23 protein-coding genes and 1 riboswitch are annotated in these 24,721 nt (G+C 69.9%); of the genes, 10 read left to right on the forward strand and 13 right to left on the reverse strand.

Features of this window, described 5'->3' with window-relative positions:
- Window positions 1–701: 701 nt before the first annotated feature.
- The 5 genes from ABT053_RS42105 to ABT053_RS42125 form a co-directional block, all read right to left on the reverse strand.
- A complete protein-coding gene (locus ABT053_RS42105) occupies window positions 702–902 on the reverse strand; it encodes a cold-shock protein (RefSeq protein WP_012895270.1) in 201 nt (66 codons plus the stop codon).
- Between the two features lie 368 nt (window positions 903–1,270).
- Window positions 1,271–1,546, reverse strand: coding sequence for a MoaD/ThiS family protein (locus ABT053_RS42110; protein ID WP_350977546.1), 276 nt, complete (start codon window positions 1,544–1,546; stop codon window positions 1,271–1,273).
- 22 nt (window positions 1,547–1,568) lie between these two features.
- Entirely contained in the window at window positions 1,569–2,864 is a 1,296-nt protein-coding gene (gene thrC, locus ABT053_RS42115) for a threonine synthase (protein WP_350977549.1), read from the reverse strand.
- 14 nt (window positions 2,865–2,878) lie between these two features.
- A riboswitch (SAM riboswitch) is annotated at window positions 2,879–3,021 on the reverse strand.
- A 219-nt stretch (window positions 3,022–3,240) separates the two neighbouring features.
- Window positions 3,241–4,842, reverse strand: a complete 1,602-nt coding sequence (locus ABT053_RS42120) for a S1 family peptidase (protein ID WP_350977552.1) — start codon at window positions 4,840–4,842, stop codon at window positions 3,241–3,243.
- A gap of 456 nt (window positions 4,843–5,298) precedes the next feature.
- Entirely contained in the window at window positions 5,299–5,856 is a 558-nt protein-coding gene (locus tag ABT053_RS42125) for an RNA polymerase sigma factor (protein ID WP_350977555.1), read from the reverse strand.
- Between the two features lie 231 nt (window positions 5,857–6,087).
- Between ABT053_RS42125 and ABT053_RS42130 the strand changes: the two genes are divergently transcribed.
- Both ABT053_RS42130 and ABT053_RS42135 read left to right on the forward strand, forming a co-directional pair.
- Window positions 6,088–7,512, forward strand: a complete 1,425-nt coding sequence (locus tag ABT053_RS42130) for an alpha,alpha-trehalose-phosphate synthase (UDP-forming) (RefSeq protein WP_350977558.1) — start codon at window positions 6,088–6,090, stop codon at window positions 7,510–7,512.
- Between the two features lie 168 nt (window positions 7,513–7,680).
- Window positions 7,681–8,868 (forward strand): MFS transporter, encoded by a 1,188-nt coding sequence (locus tag ABT053_RS42135; protein WP_350977561.1) that lies wholly within the window; start codon window positions 7,681–7,683, stop codon window positions 8,866–8,868.
- A gap of 131 nt (window positions 8,869–8,999) precedes the next feature.
- On the opposite strand, the gene otsB is transcribed toward ABT053_RS42135, so the two are convergent.
- Window positions 9,000–9,791 carry a trehalose-phosphatase gene (gene otsB / locus ABT053_RS42140; RefSeq protein WP_350977566.1) on the reverse strand — a complete coding sequence of 264 codons (792 nt, stop codon included), beginning with the start codon at window positions 9,789–9,791 and terminating at the stop codon, window positions 9,000–9,002.
- 83 nt (window positions 9,792–9,874) lie between these two features.
- The gene (locus ABT053_RS42145) at window positions 9,875–10,177 is read right to left on the reverse strand and encodes a DUF3263 domain-containing protein (RefSeq protein WP_350977568.1); all 303 of its coding nucleotides are present in this window, start codon (window positions 10,175–10,177) and stop codon (window positions 9,875–9,877) included.
- Between the two features lie 138 nt (window positions 10,178–10,315).
- On the opposite strand from ABT053_RS42145, the gene ABT053_RS42150 reads away from it, so the two are divergent.
- Together ABT053_RS42150 and ABT053_RS42155 are read left to right on the forward strand one after the other, a co-directional pair.
- Window positions 10,316–11,122, forward strand: coding sequence for an SAM hydrolase/SAM-dependent halogenase family protein (locus ABT053_RS42150; protein WP_350977571.1), 807 nt, complete (start codon window positions 10,316–10,318; stop codon window positions 11,120–11,122).
- Window positions 11,123–11,630: 508 nt separating this feature from the next.
- Window positions 11,631–12,230 (forward strand): hypothetical protein, encoded by a 600-nt coding sequence (locus tag ABT053_RS42155; RefSeq protein ID WP_350977573.1) that lies wholly within the window; start codon window positions 11,631–11,633, stop codon window positions 12,228–12,230.
- Window positions 12,231–12,363: 133 nt separating this feature from the next.
- Here the strand turns inward: ABT053_RS42155 and ABT053_RS42160 are convergent, their stop codons facing one another.
- From ABT053_RS42160 to ABT053_RS42180, 5 genes are all read right to left on the reverse strand, one after another.
- On the reverse strand, window positions 12,364–13,377 hold the full coding sequence (locus ABT053_RS42160) for an ABC transporter ATP-binding protein (RefSeq protein ID WP_350977574.1): 1,014 nt from the start codon (window positions 13,375–13,377) through the stop codon (window positions 12,364–12,366).
- Complete coding sequence (locus ABT053_RS42165; RefSeq protein WP_350977576.1) at window positions 13,361–14,398, reverse strand: ABC transporter ATP-binding protein; 1,038 nt, start codon at window positions 14,396–14,398, stop codon at window positions 13,361–13,363. Before ABT053_RS42165 ends, ABT053_RS42160 begins: the two co-directional genes overlap by 17 nt.
- A gap of 8 nt (window positions 14,399–14,406) precedes the next feature.
- The gene (locus ABT053_RS42170; RefSeq protein WP_350977578.1) at window positions 14,407–15,351 is read right to left on the reverse strand and encodes an ABC transporter permease; all 945 of its coding nucleotides are present in this window, start codon (window positions 15,349–15,351) and stop codon (window positions 14,407–14,409) included.
- Window positions 15,344–16,282 (reverse strand): ABC transporter permease, encoded by a 939-nt coding sequence (locus ABT053_RS42175; RefSeq protein ID WP_350977580.1) that lies wholly within the window; start codon window positions 16,280–16,282, stop codon window positions 15,344–15,346. The genes ABT053_RS42170 and ABT053_RS42175 overlap by 8 nt, the downstream gene beginning before the upstream one ends.
- Before the next feature lie 116 nt (window positions 16,283–16,398).
- Window positions 16,399–18,030, reverse strand: coding sequence for a peptide ABC transporter substrate-binding protein (locus ABT053_RS42180; RefSeq protein WP_350977582.1), 1,632 nt, complete (start codon window positions 18,028–18,030; stop codon window positions 16,399–16,401).
- A gap of 501 nt (window positions 18,031–18,531) precedes the next feature.
- Here ABT053_RS42180 and ABT053_RS42185 point away from each other — a divergent pair.
- The 4 genes from ABT053_RS42185 (at window position 18,532) to ABT053_RS42200 (ending at window position 21,252) form a co-directional block, all read left to right on the forward strand.
- Window positions 18,532–19,473 carry an ABC transporter permease gene (locus ABT053_RS42185; protein ID WP_350977585.1) on the forward strand — a complete coding sequence of 314 codons (942 nt, stop codon included), beginning with the start codon at window positions 18,532–18,534 and terminating at the stop codon, window positions 19,471–19,473.
- Entirely contained in the window at window positions 19,466–20,329 is an 864-nt protein-coding gene (locus tag ABT053_RS42190; RefSeq protein ID WP_350977587.1) for an ABC transporter ATP-binding protein, read from the forward strand. The genes ABT053_RS42185 and ABT053_RS42190 overlap by 8 nt, the downstream gene beginning before the upstream one ends.
- A gap of 117 nt (window positions 20,330–20,446) precedes the next feature.
- Window positions 20,447–20,968, forward strand: coding sequence for a YbhB/YbcL family Raf kinase inhibitor-like protein (locus ABT053_RS42195; protein ID WP_350977589.1), 522 nt, complete (start codon window positions 20,447–20,449; stop codon window positions 20,966–20,968).
- A 104-nt stretch (window positions 20,969–21,072) separates the two neighbouring features.
- Window positions 21,073–21,252 carry a hypothetical protein gene (locus tag ABT053_RS42200; protein WP_329086969.1) on the forward strand — a complete coding sequence of 60 codons (180 nt, stop codon included), beginning with the start codon at window positions 21,073–21,075 and terminating at the stop codon, window positions 21,250–21,252.
- Between the two features lie 93 nt (window positions 21,253–21,345).
- Here the strand turns inward: ABT053_RS42200 and ABT053_RS42205 are convergent, their stop codons facing one another.
- Complete coding sequence (locus ABT053_RS42205; RefSeq protein ID WP_350977592.1) at window positions 21,346–22,671, reverse strand: KamA family radical SAM protein; 1,326 nt, start codon at window positions 22,669–22,671, stop codon at window positions 21,346–21,348.
- Window positions 22,672–22,844: 173 nt separating this feature from the next.
- Here ABT053_RS42205 and ABT053_RS42210 point away from each other — a divergent pair, with 173 nt between their 5' ends.
- Window positions 22,845–23,417, forward strand: a complete 573-nt coding sequence (locus tag ABT053_RS42210) for a DUF1707 SHOCT-like domain-containing protein (protein WP_350977595.1) — start codon at window positions 22,845–22,847, stop codon at window positions 23,415–23,417.
- A 72-nt stretch (window positions 23,418–23,489) separates the two neighbouring features.
- Window positions 23,490–24,524 carry a phosphate acyltransferase PlsX gene (gene plsX / locus ABT053_RS42215; RefSeq protein ID WP_350977598.1) on the forward strand — a complete coding sequence of 345 codons (1,035 nt, stop codon included), beginning with the start codon at window positions 23,490–23,492 and terminating at the stop codon, window positions 24,522–24,524.
- Window positions 24,525–24,721 lie beyond the last annotated feature (197 nt).

Here is a 24,721-nt window from a genome sequence, read left to right on the forward strand (position 1 = left end):
AGCACGACGTTACGGCCCTTGGGGCCGAGGGTCACCTTGACGGCGTCCGCGAGCTGGTTCATGCCACGCTCGAGACCGCGCCGGGCGTCCTCGTTAAACGCGATCATCTTGGCTGCCATACGGCTAGACCTCCCAGAGACAGGGTGGCTTACACCGGATCGAGCCGACGCCCGCGACGGCATGTGGGCCCACGACTCCGTTCGGCGGGCCCCATCGCCTCGATCCAGGATTGGCACTCTCTATGCGTGAGTGCCAACAATCTGTTTAGCACTCTACCCTGTCGAGTGCAAGCCACGATCCGTTGACCTGGGCCACCCGGGACGGAGACGTCAACTCCGCGTCACACCAGCGTAGATCTCGCGTCACGCCGATGTGGGCCGCACGTCATCATCGGCCCGCCGAAGCCTTCCCCGCCACCCCTCGGGCCCCGTGTCGCGGCCTTCTCTGTCACCCCGCGGGCCTCGTGTCGCGCCCGCGGGCTCTCCGCCGCACCGGCGCACCGCGCGTCACTCGCGCGCACATCCCCCGCGCACCCTGCCCGCACACCGGGCCTGCGCACCCGGCCCGCTCACCCCGTACGACGCGAAAGCCCGGCTCGCCTGTGGGGGGAAGGCGAGCCGGGCTTAGGCGGTGAGGATCCAGCGGACTGCGATACCGCGGGATCCACCGGTTCTTCCCTGCGAATTCACGAAACGGCTATGTCAGACCGCCCGGACGGATTCCGCCTGCGGACCCTTCTGACCCTGGGTGATCTCGAACTCGACCCGCTGGCCCTGCTCGAGGGCACGGTAGCCATCCATCATGATCGCGGAGTAATGGACGAACACATCCTTACCACCGTCTACCGCGATGAAGCCGTAGCCCTTGTCCGCGTTGAACCATTTGACGGTGCCCTGCGCCACTTGCGACTCCTCTTACTGGTCTTAAGGACGACGCCCATTCCTCTCGCGAAGTCCTCAATCGCCGAAGCGGACTTCGCCGCGGCGATCGTTCCGACCATACCTGTGGGAAGCGGTAGGGCAACAGAGTCAAGCACCAAACTACCTCTTTACGAGAGCTTTTAGTACGAGAACAAAGTTTCATTATCACTATTAGTTAGTTGAGGGTTACATTGCTCGTCCTCTCCACAAATATGAGCTTGTGTCATAAAACACGGCACCCGCCCGGCCGGAGCCGGGCGGGTGCCGTGGAGTCGGGGCGCCCCCAGGGGTGGCGCCAGGATGGCGCTGGGGCGGCGCTGGACGGTCAGGGCCGCGCCAGGGCGGGAGGATCAGCCTCCGGCCACCGCCGGGATGATGGAGACCTGGACGCCGGAGGGCGTGGCCGTGTCGAGGTTGTCGACAAAACGGACGTCCTCATCCCCGACATAGACGTTGACAAAACGTCGGATCTTTCCCGATTCATCGAGAATCCGGGCCCCGATCCCCGGGAAGTCCGCGTCGAGCTTCTGCAGAACATCGCGCAGGGTCTCTCCCTCTCCGTTCACCTCGGCAGCACCATCGGTGTAAGTCCGGAGAATCGTCGGAATCCGCACAGAAACGCTCATAATTCAGTACCTTTCACGATTTCTAGGCGATAGCCGCACGGAATGCGTCAAGGGACGGCCGAATCACCGCGGTCGGGCGCGCCTCCGCGGCGACCGCGTCAAGGGTCTTGAGACCGTCGCCGGTGTTGAGGACCACGGTCTCGGCGTCGGGGTCGAGCGTTCCCGAGGCGACCAGCTTGCGCAGCACCCCGACGACGACGCCTCCGGCGGTCTCGGCGAAGATGCCCTCGGTCCTGGCCAGCAGCCGGATCGCGTCGACGATCTCGGCGTCGGTGACGTCCTCGACCGCCCCGCCGGTGCGGCGGGCGATGTCCAGGACGTACGGGCCGTCGGCCGGGTTGCCGATCGCCAGCGACTTGGCGATCGTGTCCGGCTTGACCGGGCGGATCACGTCGTGGCCCGCCTTGTAGGCGGCGGAGACCGGGGAGCACCCCTCGGCCTGGGCCGCGAAGATCTTGTAAGGCTTCTCCTCGACCAGGCCGAGCGCGATCAGCTCCTTGAAGCCCTTGTCGACCTTCGTGAGCTGCGAGCCCGACGCGACCGGGATGACGATCTGGTCGGGGATGCGCCAGCCGAGCTGCTCGGCGATCTCGTACGCCAGGGTCTTGGACCCCTCCGCGTAGTAGGGCCGGAGGTTGACGTTGACGAAGCCCCACTGGTCGCCCAGCTCGTCGCCGATGAGCTCGGAGCAGAAGCGGTTGACGTCGTCGTAGGTGCCCTCGATGCCGATGAGCCTGCCGCCGTACACGGAGGCCATGACGATCTTGGCCTGCTCCAGGTCGGAGGGGATGAACACGCAGGCGTCCAGCCCGGCCCGCGCGGCGGCGGCGGTCACGGCGCCGGCCAGGTTGCCGGTGGAGGAGCACGAGAGGGTGTGGAAGCCGAAGCTGCGGGCGGCCTCGACGGCGATGGCCACCACGCGGTCCTTGAAGGAGTGCGTGGGGTTGCCGGAGTCGTCCTTCACGTGCAGGGAGCGGATCCCCAGCTCGCGGGCGAGGTTTCCGGCGTTGACGAGCTTGGTCCAGCCGGGCGCCATGTTGGGCTTGCCGGCCACGTCCTCGGGGACGGGCAGCAGCGAGCGGTAGCGCCAGATGTTGGTCGGCCCCTCGGCGATCCGCTCCCGGGTCACACGCCCGAAGTCGTACGCGATCTCAAGGGGCCCGAAACACTCGTTACACGCGAAGCTGGGGCCGAGGTCGTAGCGGGCACCGCACTCCCGGCAGGAGAGGGCCACGGCGGGGCCGAAGCGCGGGTCACGCGCGCCGCCAACACGGCCGGAGGAGGTGGTGGGGTTGTTCTCAGTGGTTGCGAGCGCCATGAAGCGAGGCCTTTCCCTCATCTTCGTCTGCGGACCACCCTGGTCACAGACCGGAATTGGCACCTGTCCCGGCCGACCTCGCGCAGATCGCGAGTCTTGAACCGGGATGGTTGCCGGGGCTTCGCAGGGCCGGTCCCTCCACCCCTCTGGATGAGCAAATATTCAGTTGTGAACCTGACGCGCAGGTCCTAAGCACTCTACCCCGCCCCGCCGCCCTCCTGACTCCTTGTCTCACTGTGCGAGACATGACGTGTTATCCAGCGGACAACCGGGGCCGGTCCGCCGGTCGTGGGGCATCCGGCACCCGCCGGGGAAAGCCGGTGAGGTCCCCGCCGGGCCCGGCGGGGACCTCACCTCTCCTCCCGGTCGCCGCGGGCTACGGGGTCCGGTACCCCAGGGTGTAGGGGCCGGAGCCGGCCGCGGAGAACACCCGGTAGCGGTAGTAGCCGGCCGTGCCGGTGTAGGAGATCCTCTCGTCGGGGCCCGCGCTGTCGGAGGTGGCGACGACCGTCCAGCTCGCGCCGTTCCACTTCTGCAGGTACAGGTCGAAGTCGGTGCCGTCGACGCCGTCCAGGCAGCCGGTGTGCAGGCCCGTGACGGTCGAGCGGTAGTAGAGGTTGTTCGGCTGGTAGACGGACTGACCGGCGGACAGGGTGCCGGTGTAGGTGTTCGGGAAGCCGATGCAGGTGCCCGTGACCGGTGGCGGCGGGTTGCCCGCGGTGGTCCTCAGGCTCAGGCCGTAGGCGGTGAGGATCTCGGCGACCGGCTGGAAGTAGGTGGTGCCGCCCTGGCTGCAGTCGCCGGAGCCCCCCGAGGTGACGCCCTGGGCCTGGTCGACGGAGATGAAGGAGCCTCCGGAGTCGCCGGGTTCGGCGCAGACGTTGGTGCGGGTCAGCTGGAAGACGGTGCCCTGGGGGTAGGTGACGCTGGCGTCGCGCTGCTGGATGAGGCCGCAGTGCCAGTCGGTGGTGGAGCCCGACCGGCAGACCGAGGCCCCCTCGATGGCGACCCGGGCTCCGGCGACGGGCACGGTGCCGCCCTCGCCGTTGTCCACCGCCGGGGTCGCCGTCCAGCTGGCGTTGACGGCGACCCAGGAGTAGTCGTTGCCCGGGAAGGACGACCCCTGGAAGGTGCCCTGGATGACGCGGTTGAAGCCGGTGGTGGTGTCGCCGGTCCTGCCGCAGTGCCCGGCGCTGACGAAACCGTTCTGGGTGCCCTTGAGCACGGAGAAGCCGATCGAGCAGCGGCTGGTGACACCGATGTAGTAGGCCTCCCCGCCCACCAGGTTGTACAGCGGCTGGGGAACCTCGGTGGAGGGCAGCACGACCACCGCGGTCTCGTCCACGCCGGCGCTCTCGACGACGGTCTGGGCGACGTTGGGGAGCGGGGCGAGGACGACCACCTTGTTCCGCTTCACGTCGACGTAGCGCACGCTCGACACGAGCGGCTGGGCCGGCAGGGTGCTGTCGAGCTTCTTCTTGATCGCGGCGAGCTCCGCGAACGACCTGGGGACGACCTCCGCCAGGGCGCCCGCGGAGACGATCATGGGGATGTCGGCGGCGCTGGTGGTGGCCATCACCAGGGACTGCGCGCTGTTTCCCCGGAGCCAGGTGCCGCCGAAACGGGGACCGAGCCTCTTGGTCAGCCGCAGCGCGATCGGGGTCAGGCGGGCCTCGTTGAGCAGGCGGGCCTGAGCCTGGGCCGCGGTGAGACCGAGATCGCGCTGGAGCGCCTCCAGCATGCCCGGCGGGGGTTGCATCACGGCCGACGCGGCAGACAGGGCCGACGCGGGCGACAAGGCCAACGCGGACGAGGCGGGCGAGGCGGGCGAGGCGGGCGACATGGCCGACGCGGACGAGGCGGCGGTCGTGCCCGGGGCGCTCGCCGCCCGGCGGTCGGCGCCGGCCGGCACGGCGGCCAGGGCGAGTGCGATGACCGCCAGGACGCACCCGGCGCCGGCGGCATGTCTGCGGGACATGTGGTCTCTCCTCGGCCTCGGTTTCCAGAAGCGTGAGGGGAGATCACCGCGGGTCACCGATCGATCACGTGACGCGGGCAACGCCACTTTAGATCAGACGAGTCCTCCCGAGGCCGTCGAAGCCGCGCGCCACGCGGAGGAGATTCCCGGACGGCACCCAGCGGCCGGGTGCCGCTCCCGGCCGGTCATCGCCCCCGGCCGGGCACGGCCCCGCCGGGCCGACGCCCCACCCCGATCGGGCGGGCACTCCGGCCGGACGGCCGCTCAAAGCGGGCACGCCCCCGGACCGGGCAGCCCGCTCATGTCAGGCAACCCGCTCGCACCGGGCGGCCGCTCAAAGCGGGCACGCCCCCGGACCAGGCAACCCGCTCATGTCGAACAGTCCGCTCGTGCCGGGCAACCCACTCATCCCGGGCGGCCGCTCAAAGCGGACACGCCCCCGGACCGGGTGGCCGGTCAGAAGCCGTAGGCGTCGCCCAGGGCGCCCTGGACGTACTTGCGCGCCTGGTGGATCCGTGACTTGGCGGTCCCCAGCGGGATGCGCAGCTGCTCGGCCACCTCGTTGTAGTCGAGCTGGCAGATGTCGCGCAGCACCAGCGCCTGGGCCAGCTCCGGCTTCTCGGCCTCCAGCGCCTCCATCGCGTCGAGCAGGTCCAGCCGGGACCCGGCGATCACGCTCACCCGGGCGACGTCCGGCTTCTGCAGCGGAAGCTCGTCGGAGCTCTGCTCGGCCGCGCGGCGCTTCAGCGAGCGGTAGGTGGTCCTGGCGCAGTTGGCGGTCACGATGTGCAGCCAGGTGCTGAACCGGGCACGCCCCTCGAAGCGGCCGATGTTGCGCGCCACCGCGAGCAGGGTGTCCTGGCAGGCCTCCTCGGCGTCCTGCCGGAAGGGGAGGATCCGGCCGCAGTGCCTGAGCACGGCGGGCTCGATCCGCTTCAGCAGCTCACCGAGAGCGCGGTGGTCACCTTGGGCGGCCGCTCGGGCCAGGTCCTCGGTCATCTCGTCCAGCGCCATCACGGGCCCCCATCAGCGGTCACGGTCGCTGGACATCCTACGGTCGGGGATCGCGGATGGTGACCCTCCCTCCCCGCCACAAAAAGGGTGACATGGCGGGCCTCATCACTCCACCTGCTGACAAGAGCTGACACAATTCGATGAACGCCCTTCCTTCCTTGACCCGAAGAGCGAGGACATTCCGACAAGGTGCCGGTTAACCTTGGGGGTCTCCACGCTCAAGGAGAATCGATGAGCGCGATCCTGGTGGCCTCCAACCGCGGCCCCGTCTCCTTCACCCTCTCCGAGGACGGCTCGCTGTCCATGCGCAGGGGAGGTGGCGGCCTGGTCTCCGGCCTGTCGGAGGTCGCGAGGGACCTCGACGTCCTGTGGGTCTGCGCGGCGCTGTCCGACGGCGACCGCGGCGCCGTGCGGCTGGCGCCCGGCGGCCGGCTCGACCAGGCGGGCTACGACACCGGGGCGCTGCGGATGCTCGACATCCCCCCGGCGACCTTCCACCGCGCCTACAACGCGGTCGCCAACTCCACCCTCTGGTTCGTCCACCACCTCCTCTACGACACCCCCAACCGGCCGTACTTCGACGCCAGGTTCCGCCGGGAGTGGGAGTCGTACCAGTCGTACAACGAGGCGTTCGCGATGGCGCTCGCCGAGGAGGCCCCGCACGGGGCGCGGGTGATGGTGCAGGACTACCACCTGAGCCTGGCCCCGGCGATGCTCAGGGGGGAGCGCCCCGACCTGCGGGTGGCGCACTTCTCGCACACGCCGTGGGCGCCGCCCGAATACTTCAACCTGCTCCCCGACGACGTCGCGGCCGAGCTCCTCGAAGGCATCCTGGGCGCCGACCACGCGGGGTTCCTCACCGCCCGCTGGGGCGGGGCGTTCATGGACTGCTGCGAGACGGTGCTCGGCGCGCGGGTCGACCGCGGGGAGCGTACGGTCACGCACGCGGGCAGGACGACCCGGATCGGCACCCACAGCCTGGGCGTCGACGGCAAGGCGCTGTGGACCCGGGCCTCCGAGCCCGACGTGGAGTCCCACATGGCCGCGCTCCGCGCCCAGGTGGGCGACCGCAGGCTGATCGTGCGGATCGACAGGACGGAGCTGTCGAAGAACATCGTGCGGGGCCTGGTCGCCTACAAGCAGTTCCTCGCGGCCCACCCGGAGTGGCACGGCCGGGTCACGCACCTCGCCTTCGCCTACCCCTCCCGGCACGACCTGCCCGAATATCGCGAGTACACGGCGGCGGTGCAGCGCTGCGCCGAGGAGATCGAGGACGAGTACGCCACCGAGGACTGGGACCCGCTGATCCTCAACGTCGACGACGACTACCCGCGCTCGCTCGCCGCCTACCGGCTGGCCGACGTGCTGCTGGTCAACCCGATCCGCGACGGCATGAACCTGGTGGCCAAGGAGGGGCCGATCCTGTCGCCGTACAGCGCGCTGGTGCTGTCGCGGGAGGCGGGCGCCGCCGCCGAGCTGGGCGAGCACGCGCTGACGGTGAACCCCTACGACGTCTCGGCCACGGCCGCCGCGCTGCACGAGGGCCTCACGATGCCCTCGGCCGAGCGCGCCAGGAGGGGCGTCCTGCTGGCCGCCGCGGCGACCGCGCTCCCCCCGCACCGGTGGTTCGCCGAGCAGCTCGACGCCCTCGGGTGACGCCCGGGCCGCTCGACGCCCTCGGGCGAGACTCGGGCCGCTCGCCCTCCGGGGTGAGACCGGAGCCGCTCGACGCCCTCGGGTGACACCCGGGCCGTCAGCCAGATTTAGACCCGTATGAGATAGTTTTTGCGGCTATTTCACTTTTTCTGTGTACGGGAGACCGAGTTGACCCCGATCGCGCCCGTCCGGCTGATCCGCGACCGCGCGACCTGGCTGATCTACCTCCAGCTCGGCGTCTTCGCCACCTACCTGTACGGCCTCAGCGCCGCGCTCCCGCTGCTCCGCCTCGACCAGGGCCTGTCCCAGGCGGTCGCCGGCCTGCACGGGACGGCGATGGCCGTCGGCGGCATCCTCACCGGCCTCGTCCTGCCCTGGCTGACCGGGCGGATCGGCCGCCGGGCCGTCATCTGGACCGGGATGGCCGGGATGAGCGCCGGCACGCTCCTGGTCGCGGCGGCCCCCACCGTGCTGCCGGTCACCCTCCTCGGGTACGGCGTCGCCAGCGGGATGTCCTCGATCGCCCTGTACGCGGGCATGGCCGCGCTCGACGACCGGCACGGCCCCGCGGGCCCGGCGGCGATCAGCGAGGCGAACGCCGTCTGCGTGACCGTCGGCATCGGGGTCCCGTTCGTGGTCAGCGCCGCCGCGCAGAGCGCCCTCGGCTGGCGGGCCGCGCTGCTGGTGACCCCCGTGCTGGTCGCGCTGCTCGCGCTGGTCATGGGGCGCGTACGGATCCCCGAGCCCCGGAGGACCACCGACGGCGCCGGGGAGGGCGCGGCCCGCTTCGGCTGGCGGTTCTACCTGGCCTCGGCCGTGCTGTTCTGCTGCGTCGCGATGGAGTTCTGCTTCAACCTGTGGGCGGCCAAGCTGTTCTCCGACCAGACCGGGCTGCCCGCGGCGGTGGCCGCGACCGCGGTCGCCGCGTTCACCGCCGGGATGGCGGCCGGGCGGCTGGCCGGGGCGTGGCTGGCCCTGCGGATCCCCCCGACCACGCTGTTCCTCGGCGCCCTCCTGGTCGCGGCCGCCGGATGGGCGATCTTCTGGGTGAGCACGAACCCGGTGCTCTCCTACGCGGGCCTGGCCGTGTCGGGGCTGGGGGTCGCGCTGCACTTCCCCATGGCGCTGTCACGGGTGCTGGCCGCCTCCGGCGGGCGGCGGGACCGGGGCTCGGCGATGGCCTCGGTCTTCGCCGGGCTCGCGGTGGGGATCGGGCCGTTCCTGCTGGGCGCGCTGGCCGACGGGTTCGGCACCCAGCGGGCGTTCCTCATGGTCCCCGCCCTGATCGGCCTCGCCGTCGGAGGGCTGCTGATCACCGCGAGAGGGGTTTCCCGGGCGGGCACCGCCCCCGCCTGAGCGGACCGGTTTCGGGCGGGCGATCCCCGAGCGGGCCGATCCTGCCCGGGCGAGAGATCCACGAGCGGGCGCGGGCGGGTTCCGGGAAGGGCCGGACCTTCCCGGGCGGGCGCCCCGCCTGAGCGGACGCCCTACACCCCGCCCCGCGCCTCGTTCTCGACGGCGTCGGCGATCGAGGTGAGGAGCTCCAGCACCCCCGGCGGCCCGTCCACCACGATGTCGGCCTCCACCTCGATCTCGGGCGACCCGCTGAACACCGTCACGCCCGGCAGCCCGGAGGCCCGCACGGCCGCGAACGCCGGGAGGTCCCCCAGGTCGTCCCCGGCGAACAGCACCGACCTGGCGGCCCGCTCGCCCAGGAAGGCGCTCAGCGCGACCCCCTTGTCCATCCCGGGCGGGCGCAGCTCCAGCACGAACTTGCCCGGCTCCACCACCAGCCCCGCCCCGGCGGCGAGCGCGGCGACCGGCTCGCGCAGCGCGTCGAGCGTCGCCCACGGGTCGGCGGCCTGCCGGGTGTGCACGGCCACCGACCGCTCCTTGTCCTCGATCCGCACCCCGTCGATCCCCGCCACCAGGGGGACGAGCCCGGCGCGGGCGAGGTCGAGGCCGGGGTGGACGGGCGGCGCGGCGAGCGCCCCGGCCTCCCAGCGTTCGAGGCCGTAGTGCCCGAGCACGACCAGCCCCGGCACGCCGGCCAGGGAGCCGTACTCGACGGCCGTGGCGGCCGGGCGGCCGGTCACGATCACCACGGCGCCGACCAGGCGGCCGAGCCTGGTCAGCGTCTCGGCGCCGCCGGGGTGGATTCTGGCCGCCGCGGGGTCGGCGACGATCGGGGACAGCGTGCCGTCGAAGTCGAGCCCGATCACCGCCCCCGCCGGATCGGCGACGATCGCCTTCAGCCCGTCGGACGTGTTCGTCGTCATGCTCGCCTCAGCCTGTCGAGTGTGTGCACCGTCATGGGCGGCTCCGCTCTCGCGACCGCCGCCCGACCGGTCGTACCCGAACATCAGGGGCGCAAGCCCATTTTCCGGGCGGCTCGATCGCGGCGCCGGGTCTCGCGGAGCCGGCGCAGGCGCTTGACCAGCATCGGGTCGTGGGCGAGCGCCGCCGGCAGGTCGATGAGCTCGCTGAGCAACTGGTAGTAGCGCGTCGCGGAGATGTCGAAGGTCTCGCGGACCGCCTGCTCCTTGGCGCCCGCGTAGCGCCACCACTGGCGCTCGAAGGCGAGCAGCTCGCGCTCCCGGTCGGTGAGAGCCCTCGGAGCGGGCTCCGGAGCGGCGCCGTCACCGGAACCCGGCGCGGTGTCCATTGCCTCCTCCTTCCTCGGGATCTTCCTCGGGATCCTCGGGGCACGCGGCGATCACACCGCGCACGCGCGGCCCGAAGTCAGGATAGTCCGGAATTTCGTGCTGTTCATGACGGATGTGGAGACGTACAGTCACCAGATGTGACCTCTGTCATCAGCCTTCTCAGCGACTACGGCCTGGAAGACGGCTACATCGCCGCATGTCACGGCGTGATCGTCGGAATCTCTCCGGAGTCGCGAATCATTGACGTGTGCCATCTGGTCCCCTCGGGGGACGTGCGGCGCGGTGCGGCGATCCTGGCCCAGACGATCGCCTACCTTCCCCCCGGCGTGCACGTCGCCGTGGTGGACCCCGCCGGCGGCGGCTCGCGCCGGGCCGTGGCCGTCGAGGCCGGCGACCACATGTTCCTGGGCCCGGACAACGGGCTGCTGTCGTGGGCGATCCACGCCAGCGGGGGCGCGCGGGCGGCCTACGAGCTCTCCAACAGGGAGCTCTTCCTGAAACCGGTCTCGCCGACCTTCCACGGGCGCGACCTCTTCGCCCCGGTGGCCGCGCACCTGGCGATCGGGTGCCCTCCCTCGGAGCTGGGGCCGGAGATCCCGCTGGAGCGGCTCGTCTCGCTGCCCGCGCCCACCTCCACCGTCCAGGAGGGCTACGTCGAGGGCGAGGTGCTCTCGATCGACCGGCACGGCAACGCCCAGCTGTCGATCGGCTCCGGCGACCTGGTGACGCTGGACGTCGAGCCGGGGGACACGCTGGTGGTCTGGCTGGGCAGGCGACGGCTCTCGGTGCCGTTCAAGGAGACCTTCGCCGCGGTCCCGCCCGGGGAGGTCGTGGCCTTCACCGACTCGGCCGGGCTGGTCGCGCTCGCGGTCAACTCCGGCGACGCCTCCCAGCGGCTGGGCCTGCCGCCCGGAGCCCACGTGCGCCTCTCCCCCTCACCCTGAAATGCACGGCAAGCGCGATTTAAGGGGAAATCGTCCCATGCAGTAGCCCGTCAGTGAAATGTCTTTCCAGCCGACCGCTTTTTTCACCTGGAATTACCCATGCCTAAATTGCGGTGACGTTTCCCGATCCCCCTGGGAAAACGACACCGCGCCGTTCCCCCCGGCACCCCTGGCGGACCTCCGCCGTGACGATTCCCCTGCGGGGCGGGCCTTCGCGGCCCCGCCGCCCGCCGGGAGGCCGGCCTCGGCCGGATATACCAGCTGACCTGGTAATCAATGAATTCGGCGGGGCGCGACGGGCCGGGCGCGGCCGGCTCGGAACGGCGATCGACCGAGGTTCGTTCGGTTATGACCCCGCGATCATTGCCACAAGCTGACCATTCTTGACCCTCCAGAAAGCATGTCGCTGGATAGTCTCACTCCCGTTACTTTGAGTAGCCGCGTGCAGACGGTCCGTTCCAGAGGCCCCAGACACTGCCGCGACGATTTCCTTCCAGGGGGAACCACAATGATTCGTCGTCTTCTCATCACCTCCGCGTGTGTCGGCATCGCCGTCATCGCACCGGCCGCGGCCGCGTCCGCGTCCACCTCCTCCACCTCCACGGCCAAGGTCACCGCCACGTCGGTCGTCAAGGCCGCCGCCAAGGCCAAGGCCGCCAAGAAGTCCTCCGACTGCTGCGGCGGCGTCGGCGTCGTCAGCGCCGCCCCGGCCTTCATCCCGACGAGCACCGTCACGTACGGCACCACCGTCATCCCCACGGCCGTGACCAGCGGCGTCGGCTGCGGCGGCGTCCTCGGCGGCGGCATCTACGGGGGCGGCGTCTACGGCGGCGGCATCTACGGCGGCGGCGTGTACGGCGCCGGCTGCTACGGCGGCGGCATCTATGGCGGCGGCGTCTACGGCGGCGGCTTCGGTGGCGGCGTCTACGGCGGCGGCGTCTACGGCGGCGGCTTCGGTGGCGGCATCCTCGGCGGAGGCCTCTTCGGCCGCGGCGGCAACACCATCGGCGGCGGCGGCAACATCATCAGCAGCGGCAGCGGAGTCGGCCACGGCGTCGGCATCGGCGGCCTGGTCGGCATCGGCGGCGTCGGCGTCGACATCCTCTAACGGGACCGGCACCCTGCGGTAAAACGGTGAAGCAGACAGGGCGCGGCCTCCACAACTCCATGTGGGGGCCGCGCCCTTCGCCGTTCCCGGGCTCCCGGGCCCTCCCCTGTGCGTGGAGGCTCCCGGGTCCTCCCTACACGTGGATCACGTCGTGGGTCTCGGCGAAGTGGCAGGCGCTCGCGTGCGCGGTGCCGGGCCGGATCTGCAGCAGCGGCTCCTCGACGGAGCAGATCTCCTGGGCCTTCCAGCACCGCGTACGGAACCGGCAGCCCGACGGCGGGTTGGCGGGGGACGGCGGGTCGCCCTGGAGGATGATCCGCTCGCGGCGCTCGCGCCCCTCGGGGTCGGGCACCGGGACGGCCGACAGCAGCGCCTGGGTGTAGGGGTGCGCGGGCCGGTCGTAGATCTCGACGTCCTTGCCGATCTCCACCATCTTGCCCAGGTACATCACCCCGACCCGGTCGGAGATGTGCCGGACCACCGACAGGTCGTGGGCGATGAAGACGTACGCGAGGCCGAACTCGTCCTGCAGCCGCTCCAGCAGGTTCACGACCTGCGCCTGGATCGACACGTCCAGCGCGGAGACCGGCTCGTCGCAGACGATGATCTCCGGCTGGAGCGCGAGCCCGCGGGCGATCCCGATGCGCTGGCGCTGGCCGCCGGAGAACTGGTGCGGGTAGCGGTTGATGTGGTCGGGGTTGAGGCCCACCACCTCCAGGAGCTCCTGGACCTTGCCGCGCCGGTCGCCCTTGGGGGCGACCTCCTTGTGGATCTCGAACGGCTCGCCGATGATGTCGCCCACGGTCATCCGGGGGTTCAGCGAGGTGTACGGGTCCTGCATGACCATCTGGATGTTGCGGCGGGCCCGCTTGAGGTCGCCCCGCCTGGCGTCGGCGATCTCCCGGCCGTTGATCCGCACCGAGCCCGAGGTCGGCCGCTCCAGCGCCATCAGGAGCTTGGCCAGCGTGGACTTGCCGCACCCGGACTCGCCCACGATGCCGAGCGTCTCGCCCCGGCGCAGGTCGAAGGAGACCCCGTCGACGGCCTTGATCGCGCCGATCTGCCTGCGCAGGACGACGCCCTGGGTCAGCGGGAAGTGCTTGACCAGGTCGCGGACCTCAAGGATCGGCTCACCCGTGGCTGCCATCGAGGACCTCCCTCCAGTAGTGACACGCGCTGCCGCGCGTCGGGCCGATCTCGTACAGCGGGGGCGCGTCGACGACGCAGTTGTCCTGACGGTACGGACAGCGGGGGTGGAAGGCGCAGCCCGAGGGCATGTCGAGCAGGTTCGGCGGCATGCCCTTGATGGCGTACAGCTCCTGCCCCTTCAGGTCGACCCGGGGGATCGAGTCGAGCAGGCCCTTGGCGTACGGGTGGGCGGGCCTGCGGTAGATGTCGTGCACGAGGGCGTTCTCCACGATCCGCCCGCCGTACATGACCGCGATCTTGTCGGCGACGTCGGCCACCACGCCGAGGTCGTGGGTGATCAGGATCAGGCCCATGTTGCTCTCGCGCCGCAGCTCGCCCAGGAGCTCCATGATCTGGGCCTGCACGGTCACGTCGAGGGCGGTGGTCGGCTCGTCGGCGATCAGCACCTCGGGGTCGAGCGCGATCGACATCGCGATCATGATGCGCTGGCGCATGCCCCCGGAGAACTGGTGGGGGTAGTCGTGCACCCGCTGCCTGGCGGCCGGGATGCGGACCCGGTCCATCAGCTCGATCGCCTTCTGCTGGGCGTCGCGCTTGGAGGCGCCCCGGTGCACCCGGAACATCTCCCCGATCTGGGCGCCGACGGTGAACACCGGGTTGAGCGCGGAGAGCGCGTCCTGAAAGATCATCGCGATCCGCCGGCCGCGCACCTGGGTGCGGGCCTCCTCGGACAGTTCGAGCAGGTTCGTGCCCCGGAAGCGGATCTCGCCCCGGGGAACGCGGGCCGGCGGGGAGTCGAGGATGCCCATGATGGCCTGCGCGGTCACCGACTTGCCCGAACCGGACTCGCCGAGCACCGCGAGCGTCTCCCCGGCGTTCAGCGAGTAGCTGACCCCGTTGACCGCCTTGACCACGCCCTGCCTGGTCACGAACTCCACGTGCAGGTTGTCGACGGCGAGCAGCGGCTCGCTGCCCGGCGCCTCCCTGGACGGCACCACCGGCGTTGAGGTCTTCTTCACGGGTCCCCCTACCGCAGCTTCGGGTCGAGGGCGTCGCGGACGGCGTCGCCCAGCATGATGAAGGCCAGCACCGTCAGGCTCAGGAACAGCGCCGGGAACAGCAGTGCCCACGGCGCCTCCAGGAAGCGCTCCCTGGCGTCGGAGATCATGAGCCCCCAGGAGATGTCGGGCGAGCGCAGTCCCACGCCGAGGAAGGACAGACCGGCCTCGGCGGCGATGAAGTAGCCCAGGTTGATCGTGGCGACCACGATCACCGAGGCGACCGCGTTCGGCAGGATGTGCCGGAACATGATCCTCGACGCGGAGGCGCCGAGCGCCCTCGCCGCGAGCACGTAGTCCTGGCTCTTGGCGGTGATCACCGCCGCCCTCATGATCCGGTACGTCATCGGCCAGGTGAGCACCGCCAGCGCGAGCATGACCGTCCACACGTTGCCCGTGCGGAAGACCGCCAGGATGAGCAGCGCGCCGAGGATCGACGGGATCGCGAAGAAGATCTCCGTGAGCCGGGAGAGCAGCGTGTCCAGCACGCCGCCCCTGAACCCCGCGAAGAGACCGAGCAGGCCGCCCACGAGCGCGGTGACGACGGTGGTGGCGAGCCCGACCACGATCGAGTTGCGGGCGCCGTGGATGGTGCGGGCGTAGATGTCGCAGCCCAGGTTGTCGGTGCCGAACCAGTGGGTTTCGCTCATGCCCAGCCGCGCGTCGCCCAGGTTGCAGCTCTTGGCGTCGAACGGGTTCACCGAGGTGAACAGCGAGGGGACCACCGCCATGACGACCAGGACGGCGATGAGGACGGAGGCCCCGATGAAGAGCGGGCGGCGGCGCAGGTCGTACCAGGCGTCGCCCCACAGGCTCGCGGCCTTGGGCGCCTTGGCGCCCTTCGCCCCTCTTCTCGGCCTGCCGTGCTTGGGATTACCGGTCTGCCCTCCGGCCGGGACAAGGGTGTCACTCATAGCGGATCCTCGGGTCGAGCACGGCGTAGAGCAGGTCGACGACCAGGTTGGCAAGGATGTAGATCAGCACCAGCAGGGTCACGATGCCGACGACCACGGGCTGCTCGCGCAGGTACACGGAGCTGAACAGCTGCTGGCCGATTCCCGGCAGGTTGAAGATCGTCTCGGTGATCACCGCGCCGCCCATCAACGTGCCGAGGTCGGCGCCCAGGTAGGTCACCAGCGGGATCAGCGCGTTGCGCAGCGCGTGCCGCCCGACGATCCGGCTCCTGGGCAGGCCCTTGGCCACCGCGGTGCGGATGTAGTCGGCGCGCAGGATCTCCACCAGGCTGTTCCTGGCGAGCCGGGTGAGGTAGGCGATCGACGTCCCGGCGAGCACGAAGCCGGGCAGCAGGTAGCTGCGCCAGCCCTCCGTCACGCCCGCGACGGGGAAGAGGTCGATCCCGGCCTGCTTGAGCTTCACGCCCAGCAGCAGCTGGAGCACGAAGCCGGTCACCAGGGTGGGGACGGAGATCAGCACCAGGGTTGAGGCGAGGATCATCGAGTCGCTGGCCCTGCCGTGGCGCAGCGCCGCGTACAGGCCGAGCCCCACGCCGATGACGGCCTCCATCACCAGGGCGGTCGTCGCCAGGTTGATGGTCACCTGGAACTTGCCGGCCATGATCTCGTCGACTCCGACGCCCGCGAAGGTCGTGCCGAAGTCGCCGCCGAGCAGGCCCACGACGTAGTACCAGTACTGCACCAGGAACGGGTCGTTCAGGTGGTACTGCTCGCGCAGGATGGCGACGATGTTGGGGTCTATGCGCTTCTCGCCCGCGAGCGCCGCGATGGGGTCACCGGGCAGCGCGAACACGATGGCGTAGATGAGCAGGGTGGAGCCCACCAGGACTGGTATCGCCTGGATCAGGCGCCTGAGAATGTAACGGCCCATTCGTATCTCCCGTAGGTGCCCTGGGACGATCTCGCGGACCGGCGGGTCGCGCGGCGCCGCGAGATCGTCCCGGGCGGCCAGTGGGGCCGGGCTCCCGCCCGGCCCTCAACCGGTCGTCAGCTGGCCTTCTCGACCTCGGTCCACTCGACCTGGTTGAGAAGATTGATCTTGACGCCCTTGACGTGCTGGGAGAACGCGGCGTTGGTCCGGTAGAAGTACACCGGGATGTACGGCAGCTCCTTGATCAGGATGTCGTCGGCCTGCTGGTAGAACTTCAGGCCCTCCTCCTGCGTCGCGGCGGTGTCGCCCTTGGCCAGGAGCTCGTCGAACTCCTTGTTCGACCAGCCGGCGTAGTTGGAGCCGGTCTTGATCGCGACGGTGGAGAAGATCGGGGTCAGGTAGTTCTCCGCCGACGGGTAGTCGATCGCCCAGCCCATGCGGAACAGGCCGCCGTAGGTCTTCTTGTCGAGCTCGTCGAGAATCGAGGCGAACTTCTCGAAGGGCTTGACCGTGACCTCGATGCCCAGGTTGGCGCGGAGGCTGTTCGCGACGGCCTCGATCCACTCCTTGTGCGGGCCGTCGGTGTTGTAGCCCAGCTCCAGCGTCTTGGGACCGTTGTTCTCGGCGTACTGCGCCTTGGCCTTGTCGGGCTCGTAGCTGCAGGCCGCGCAGGCACCGGCGCGGTAGCCGTCGAGGAGGGGGTTGATGAAGTCGTCCGCCGGGGCGCGCGTGCCGGAGAAGACCTTGTCGGCGATGGTCGCGCGGTCGATGGCCATGGAGATGGCCTCGCGGACCTTCACGTTCGCGTACGTCTTGTTGTACTGCAGCGGGAAGCCGATGTAGCCGACGCCGGCGTCCGCCTCGTCCAGGTAGCGCTCGCCGAGCTCCGACTTGGCGCGGGCGATCGCCGACGGGGGCAGCGAGTCGTGGACGTCGAGGTTGCCCGCGGCCAGGTCGTTGAACGCGGTCTCCGGGCTCGTGTAGAGCTTGAACTGGAGCTTGGCGAACTTCGGCTTCGTCCCGGCGAACTTGTCGTACCGGGTGAGGTCGATCGTCTGGTCGGTGCCCTTGTTGTAGGGCTTGTCGATCTGGAAGTAGCCCTGGCCGATCGGCTTCTTGGCGAACTCCTCGGTGACCTTGCCGTCGGGGCCGAAGGCCGCCTTGGGCAGCGGGTAGAACGCCGTGTAGCCCAGCATCGTCTTGAACTGCGAGAAGGGCTTGGAGAGGGTGACGGTGAAGGTGCTCTCGTCGACGACCTTGAGGCCCTTCATCTCCTTGGTGGAGACGGTCTGGCCCTCACCCGGGTTCAGGTCGGCCCAGCCGTCGACCCGCGCGAAGAAGCCGTTGGCGCCCTGGACGTTGTCCTGGTTGGCGGCGTAGTTCCACGCGTCGACGTAGTTCTGCGCGATCAGCTTCTCGCCGTTGTGCCAGGTGTAGCCGGGCTTGAGCTTGATCGTCCACACCGTGTTGTCGGGCGACTCGATCGACTCGGCGACCTCGTCCACGACCTGCTTGTTCTCGTCGTAGCCGACCAGCGGGGCGAAGATGGCGGCCAGGACCTCGGAGCCCTCGGACTCGGTGGTGTCACCGGGGTAGAAGAGCTTCTGCGGCTCGCCGAGTTCCATGCGCACGGGCTGGTCGGCCGCGGCCGAACCGCCGTCAGAGGGCGTCGAGCCGCCACACGCGGTCAGCGCGAGGGCGAGCAGGGCAGTGCCGGCGGTGAGCCGCGCACCCTTGGTAACACGCATTGCGGTAAATCCTCCCTTTGCAGGCTTACGTCGACACTGAGTCCGTGACCCGAGCACCGCGAAGGAGGATCTTGTGGTCCCTGCTTCCCGCTGTTCCGGTCCGGGTGCTGACGCCACACCGATCGATCGCGACTATTCCCTACCGCTCCACACCGACTTATATCTGTGATGTTGCAGTTCGGTCACGCATGAACCGATTCGGCGTCACATACCTGCCAACTTGACGATGTCAAGATCCCGGATGTGTATGAAAACGACATCAAGGCACACGTAGGACATGAACGGTCACGCCAAAATACCCTCGCACCGGCACTGCTCGCATCCGTTACCTCCCGATGACCCTGACCTGGGCCTGTGCTGACTTGGCTGTCAAGGGACCGGCCTCCCCGTGGAGAACCACACAATTGCCCTGGAACCTGTTGCCCGGAGATCCCGTCCAATGTGTGCGGCGGACCCCCGCCGCAGGCACTTCATCCACTCGCATCCAATAGAGTCCTTGCCATGAGCCAGCCGGAATCCGCGATCGCGGACGCCCAGGCGGGCGGCCCGAGTAACGGCACCCCCGCGCAGGGGCAAGAGCCGCTGGCCAAGCTCGCCGCGCGCCACGGACTTCGGCGTGCCATCGCACGCCCGAGTCTGTTCGTCTACCTGCGCCAGCTGTGGGAACGACGACACTTCGTCATGACGTACGCCACGTCGCGCAACGTCTCGAAGTACAGCAACTCCGCCCTGGGCCAGCTGTGGCAGGTCATCACGCCACTGCTCAACGCCGCCATCTACTTCCTGATGTTCGGCCTGATCCTCGGCGCCAGCAAGGGCATCCCCAACTACCCGGCCTTCCTCATCACCGGGATGTTCGTCTTCACCTACACCCAGCGCTCGGTGAGCGGCGGCGCCAGGGCGATCTCCGGCAACCTGTCGCTGATCCGCGCCCTGCACTTCCCGCGCGCCGCGCTCCCGCTCGCCTACACGATCCAGGAGTTCCAGCAGCTCCTCATCTCCATGGGCGTGCTGTTCGGGCTGGTGCTGCTCACCAAGGAACCCGTCACCCTGTACTGGCTGCTGATCCCGGTCGCCCTGCTGCTGCAGACCATGTTCAACATCGGCGCGAGCCTGGTGCTCGCCCGGTTCGGCTCCACAGCCCGCGACCTGAACCAGCTGCTCCCCTTCATCATGCGCACCTGGCTCTACGCCTCCGGCGTGTTCTTCTCCATCGAGGACAAGGTCGTGGGCCCGGGCGGCGCCGGTCTCCCCCAGTGGGTCGCCGACGTCATGTACTTCAACCCCGCCGCCGCGTACATCGAGCTCATGCGGGACCTGCTCATGAATACCCATGACCCCCGGCCGTACATCTGGGCGGTCTGCGTATTCTGGGCGGTGTTCGCTCTGCTCGGCGGGTTCTGGTACTTCTGGCGAGCCGAGGAGAAGTACGGCCGTGGCTGAGTTGACCGAGGAGCTGTCCCGAGTGAAGGCCGAGGAGCCCGCCGTGCCGAGCACGGACGTCCGGGTGCACCCCAATCCGGAACCCGCCCCCGCGCCCGCCGACGAGCGCGAGGGCACACCCACGGTCATCGTGGACGACCTGCACATCATCTACCGGGTGTACGGCGCGGCCAGCGACACGGAGAAGGGCAACGCCGTCAACGCCCTCATGCGCCTCGTCAAGCGCCAGGGGCGTCCGCAGATGAAGGAGGTCCACGCCGTGCGCGGCGTGTCCTTCGTGGCCCGCCACGGCGACGCCATCGGCATCGTCGGCCGCAACGGCTCCGGCAAGTCCACGCTGCTGCGCGCCATCGCCGGTCTCCTGCCCCCGCACTCCGGCGCTGTTTACACCGACGGCCAGCCCTCCCTGCTCGGCGTCAACGCCGCGCTGATGCGCGAGCTCACCGGCGAGCGCAACATCGTCCTCGGCTGCTACGCGATGGGCATGAACCCCGCGCAGGTCAAGGAGAAGTACGACGACATCGTCGACTTCTCCGGCATCGGGGAGTTCGTGCAGTTCCCCATGTCCACCTACTCCTCGGGCATGGGCGCCAGGCTCCGCTTCGCCATCGCCTCGGCCAAGTCCCACGACGTGCTGCTCATCGACGAGGCCCTCGCCACCGGCGACCGCGAGTTCCGGCGCAAGAGCCAGGACCGCATCAAGAAGATGCGCGACGAGGCCGGCACCGTCTTCCTGGTCGCCCACAACCTCGACGTGATCGAGGAGACCTGCAACCGGGTCATCTGGCTGCACAAGGGCAAGATCAGGATGGACGGCGACCCGAAGACGGTCCTCGCCGCCTACAACAAGGTCTGACCGGCCCGGCCCCCCCGGCCCCACGGCCCCCCGAACACGCCGCGCCCGATCGTTACGGGCCCGGCGGCAGGGCAGGATGAGGAGCGACCGACAAGACGCTTCCATCGGAGGTGAATCGTGTCCACACGGCCACCGATTCCGTACGACTTCCTGCCCCAGGTTCCCGCGCTGACCGTCGAGAGCGACGACGTCCGTGACGGCGAGCGCATGGCAGAGACCCACGTGTTCAACGACTGGGGCTCCACCGGCCAGAACGTCTCCCCCCACCTGCGCTGGTCCGGCGCCCCCGAGGGCACCCTCAGCTACGCCGTGACGTGCTTCGACCCCGACGCCCCCACCGGGAGCGGGTTCTGGCACTGGCTGCTGTTCGACATCCCGGCCGACGTGACCGAGCTGCCCGCCGGCGCGGGTGCCGGCGACGGCGGCGTGGGCGTGCACGGGCGCAACGACTACAGCCACAACGCCTACGGCGGCGCCGCGCCGCCGCCCGGCGACCCGCACCGCTACATCTTCGCGGTGCACGCCCTCGACGTGGAGAAACTCGGCCTCGCCGCCGACACCCCGCCCGCCGTGGTGGGCTTCAACATCACCGCCCACACCGTGGCGCGCGGGTACGTGACGCCCGAATACCAGAACTAGCGCGATTCGGCACGTCCCGGGGTGGGACACGGGAGGCAATGGACTGACAGCGTGTTCGGTGTTCCGGTATGATTCGAACGTTGTTTCGATCCAAGGAAGCCGTCATGGAGTGGGGGCGCGCGATGCGAGAGCTGTCCACCGCGATCGACCACCTGTCCGTCGAGGACCCGTCAGAGATTCCGCGTCTCCAGCTGACCGAGCAGCTCATCGAGCTGCACTGGCAGATGGCCAGACTCCAGGCCGAGATCGCCCGTCGCACCTCCGTGCGGGGCCCCGGGCGCTGAGGCGACGGAGACCGGCCGGTGCGCACCGGCCGGTTTCCGCGTCGTCCTCCCGCTTCCACGGGCTCTCGCGAGCACCGCCCGCGGGAGGGCGGATCAGGCCGACAGCCGCTGGGGGGCGACGGCGGCGGGCTCGAAGGGGAAGCGGTCGGCGAAGGCCGGGCACAGGTCGGTGAGCCACACGGCCTTCGGGTCGTACCTCGCGAAGAAGGGCCGGCCGACCAGCTCCGGGTCGCGCGCCTGGATGAGGTGGAGCACGAAGACCTTCTGCCCGGCGACCTCCGCGACGCCGTCCAGGCAGACCTTTCCTGGCGTGGCGGACATCGACGGGCCCCGCACGGTGCGGCACAGCCCGGAGACGCTCGCGTAGGCGTCCCTGAAGATCTCGTAGGCCCTGGCGAGCGGCACCGCGAAGTAGTCCTGCGGGCCGGTGTCGCGCTCGACGAACATGTAGTACGGGATCATGCCCATGGTGAGCTGCCTGCGCCACATGGACGACCAGGTCCCGGGGTCGTCGTTGATCGACCGGATCAGCGGCGCCTGCGTCCTCACGACCGCGCCGGTGGCCGTGATCCGCGCGACGGCGGCCTCGACGATCGGGAGTTCCAGCTCCCGGGGGTGCGAGAAGTGCGCCATGAAGGCCAGGTTCTTGCCCGCCTCGACCACGGAGGCGAACAGGCGGAGCGTGTCGTCGCCGTCGGGGTCGGAGACGAACCGCTGCGGCCAGTAGGCCAGCGACTTGGTGCCGATGCGGACGGACTCCAGCTGTTCGACGCCGAGCAGCGGCTCCAGATAGCGGCGGAGCACCGGCGCACCCATGATCATGGGGTCTCCGCCGGTGAGCAGCACGCTGGTCACCTCGGGATGGTCCCCGAGATAGCGGACGAGGGCGTCGACGTCGTCGGAGGCGAACTTCAGGTCAGGCTCCCCGATGAACTGGGCCCACCGGAAGCAGTAGGTGCAGTAGGCGTGGCACGTCTGCCCCTGCCTGGGGAAGAAGAGCACTGTCTCAGGGTATTTGTGCTGCATGCCGGGCACCGGCTCCGTGCCGACGCGCGGGACGTTGAGGTCGAGCTGGCCGGCGGGGTGCGGGTTGAGCCTCATCCTCACCCTGTTCGCCGCCGCCTGGATCTCGGCGTTCCCCGCGCCGGCCCGCAGCAGGCCCGCCAGCACGGTGACGTCCGCCTCGGGCAGCATGTCCTCCTGGGGGAAGACCAGCCGATAGATGGGATCCTCGGGGACGGCCGACCAGTCGATGAGCCGATCCACCACGTAGGCGTTGGTACGGAAGGGCAGCACCGTCGCCACCGCCCTGATCCGCAGCCGCTCGTCGTCCCCCAGGCCACCTCTGCGCAGCAGGTCGTCGAGGTGTTTCGCGGTGTACGCCCGGAACCCGCGTTTGGAAGCTTCGTTCAAGATCACCAATCCTTCGCCAAGACCCTCGTCCTCGTTGCGGTGAACCTCGCCATCCCTTCATGCGTTACGAACGTGTTACATACCGGACGTAAACCGACCTATGGCCGGTTCCATATCTCGACGATTTCTTCCTGCGGCACATATCGCGATATATCTTGAATGGTCGTACACTCGCAGGCATGACGTCCTACGACCCCGTTCTGCGCGCCTCCGACGCCGATCGCGACCATGCGGCCGCGGTGCTGGGTGAGGCGTTCGCCACCGGCCGCCTGACCAGCGTCGAGCACGCCGACCGGCTGGAGGCCGCCTACACCGCCGTCACGACGGACGACCTCGTCCCCCTCACCCGCGACCTGCCCGACGTCACCGCGCCCGCCCGCGGAGCCACCGCCGAGCGGCAGCGGGTCGCCGCCGTCTTCAGCAAGGTCGTGCGCGGCGGGCGCTGGATCGCCGGACGGCACACCGCGCTGAGCGTCACCTTCGGCGCGCTGATCGTCGACCTGTCCGACGCGGTGCTGCCGGGCCGGGAGATCACCCTTGAGGTCGACTCCTACTGCGGCAAGCTGATCGTCAGGGTCCCCCGCGACGCCCACGTCATCGACGAGGTCGGCGCGCTGTTCGCCAAACGCAGCATCTCCGGCGGCACCGGCGACGGCGACGGCCCGGTCATCAGGGTCGTCGGCCGGGTCACCTTCGGCAAGGTCATCGTCTCCCGGGAGAGAAGCGACTGGAATCTCCCCGGCACTCCCTGATCGGCCCCACGGACCGATCAGGTCCTGAGCCCGCCTACGATGCGGACAAACCATCCCGCACGAGGTGACCGCTTGCCTGAGACCGACGCTCCCGGCGTCCTGCCGATCGCCCTGGACGCGATGGGCGGCGACCACGCCCCCGACGAGATCGTGGCGGGAGCCGTGCGGGCGGTGCGCGAGCACGGGCTCTCCGTCGTGCTCGTCGGCGCCCCCCGTCCCCTGTCCGAGGCGCTCTCCCGGTACGACGCGACCACCGAGATCCCGATCGTCCGCGCCGAGGAGGCCCTCGCCATGGACGAGGGCGCCCTCGCCAGCCTGCGCCGCCCCAGGTCCAGCATCGCCATCGCCTGCCACCTCGTACGGCGGGGGGACGCCTGCGCCGTGGTCTCCGCCGGGTCCACCGCCGGGATCGTCGCCACCGGGAAGCTCAGGCTCCGCGGCCAGCCGGGAGTGCTCAGGCCCGCCATCGCCGTCGCCCTGCCGACCAGGCCCACCCCGACCGTCCTGCTGGACGCCGGGGCGAACGCCGAGGTCAAGCCGGAGATGCTGGTGCAGTTCGCCCACCTCGGCGCCGCCTACGCGGAGACCGCCCTGGGCGTCGAGAGCCCCAGGATCGGCCTGCTCACCATCGGCAGCGAGCCGGAGAAGGGCAACAAGCTCGTCAAACGGGCCCACGAGCTGCTCTCGGCCGCCCCCGGGCTCGACTTCGCGGGCAACATCGAGGGCCACGACCTGCTTACCCGCACCGTGGACGTCATCGTCGCCGACGGCTTCACCGGCAACGTGGCGCTCAAGACCATGGAGGGCAGCGTCCGCTACGCCTTCGCCGAGCTCCGCGAGACGATCAACGAGAGCCGGACGGCCAGGGTGGGCGGCCTGCTGCAGAAGAGGCGCATCAAGGAACTCCACCGGCGGCTCGACCCCGAGGTCCACGGCGGTGCCGTGCTGCTCGGCCTGAACGGCACCGTGGTCATCGCGCACGGCGACTCGCACGCCAAGGGAGTGAGCTCCGCCTGCGTGCTCGCGGCCAGGCTGGCCCAGGAGGGCGTGGTGAACCGCATCGGCGAACGCCTCGCCTCCGCCCCCCGCCCGCACCGCCTCTGGTGACACCACGCCGCCTCTGGTGACACCGGCCCGCCTCTGGCGACACCGGCCCGCCTCTGGCGACACCACGCCGCCTCTGGCGACACCACGCCGCCTTCGGTGACACCGCCCCGCCTTCGGTGACACCACGCCGCCTTCGGTGACACCACGCCGCCTCTGGTGACACCGCGCCGCCTTTGGTGACACCGCCCCGTCGGCAC

The organism is Streptosporangium sp. NPDC002524, from assembly GCF_040295985.1.
Lineage (GTDB): Bacteria > Actinomycetota > Actinomycetes > Streptosporangiales > Streptosporangiaceae > Streptosporangium.